The following is a 539-nucleotide window of genomic DNA, read 5'->3' on the forward strand; positions in this document are numbered from 1 at the left end:
AGCCTGGGCCTCGCGCCCCTGGTGGTGCGGCAGGTGCTGGACGTGGCGCGCGAGGTGGCGTCGCGCGGGACGGGCGTGCTGCTCGCGGAGCAGAACGCCTTCGCGGCGCTCTCGGTCGCGCACCGCGGCTACGTGCTGGAGAACGGCTCGCTGACCCTGCGCGGCACCCGCGACGAGCTGATGGGCGACGACGCGGTGCGCGCGGCCTACATCGGAGTCTGAGGTCGGGGCACGAGGGGGCCGCGCCGTGGGCGCGGCCCCTTTCGCGCGCACGGCAACAGGCGTATAAGAGGGTGGACACCACGACACGACCACGCGGGCCGACGCGCTCGGCCTCGCGCGAGGAGGAAGCATGCCGGAACTCGTGAAGTACTCCCAGCAGGGCCCGGTGGCGGTCCTGACGATCGACAACCCGCCCGTGAACGTCGTGACGACCGGCGTGCCCGAGGGCGTCCTGGCGGGCCTCGCGCGGGGCAACGACGATCCCTCCGCCACGGCCTTCGTGATCATTGGGGCGGGCCGCAGCTTCGTGGCGGGCG

1 protein-coding gene and 1 pseudogene are annotated in these 539 nt (G+C 73.8%); both read left to right on the forward strand.

The annotated features are described in order from the left end of the window. A pseudogene (locus DEIPI_RS38820) lies at positions 1-222 on the forward strand (branched-chain amino acid ABC transporter ATP-binding protein); the annotation flags it as partial. A 130-nt stretch (positions 223-352) separates the two neighbouring features. Beyond that, the coding region (locus tag DEIPI_RS38825) for a Clp protease/crotonase-like domain-containing protein (RefSeq protein ID WP_045233560.1) at positions 353-539 on the forward strand (187 nt) is incomplete at its 3' end.

The organism is Deinococcus pimensis DSM 21231 (assembly GCF_000519345.1).
Classification (GTDB): domain Bacteria; phylum Deinococcota; class Deinococci; order Deinococcales; family Deinococcaceae; genus Deinococcus_A; species Deinococcus_A pimensis.